2 pseudogenes are annotated in these 381 nt (G+C 43.6%); both read right to left on the reverse strand.

The features are described 5' to 3' along the window. Positions 1-107: pseudogene (locus SB658_RS22245) on the reverse strand ((2Fe-2S)-binding protein); the annotation flags it as partial. Continuing rightward, positions 100-381, reverse strand: a pseudogene (locus tag SB658_RS22250) (FAD binding domain-containing protein); the annotation flags it as partial. The pseudogenes SB658_RS22250 and SB658_RS22245, both read right to left, overlap by 8 nt.

Below are 381 nucleotides of genomic sequence, written 5' to 3' on the forward strand. Positions count from 1 at the left end.
CCAGTTAATCCGAGACGAAGACGAAGAGCAAATAACAAAGTATCAGCCGGTCTGACCGTCATCTGTCTTTCCTCGCCATTTACTTTCAACGTAATAAGATCAGACATTTGGACCTCCTTCTAATTCCCGTAAGGCATCTAAAATTGTATGTTGCAAGACAAATATTCGGTATTCACTTGAGCCTTCCGCATCATCAAGAACGGGTTTGGGTACATACTGTAAAGACCTGCGCGCTCTATCTTCTAATGAATAGCTTTTATCGTTAAGCACAGCCTCCATTTCAGCAGAACGAAACGGAAATGGACATACGCCGCTGAAGGCCATTCTGATCTCATCATCTTTTTTCAGCGCACAGACTGTCACCAATGGATACCCGACATT

It is taken from the genome of Bacillus sp. SIMBA_008 (genome assembly GCF_046535495.1).
Lineage (GTDB): Bacteria > Bacillota > Bacilli > Bacillales > Bacillaceae > Bacillus > Bacillus subtilis.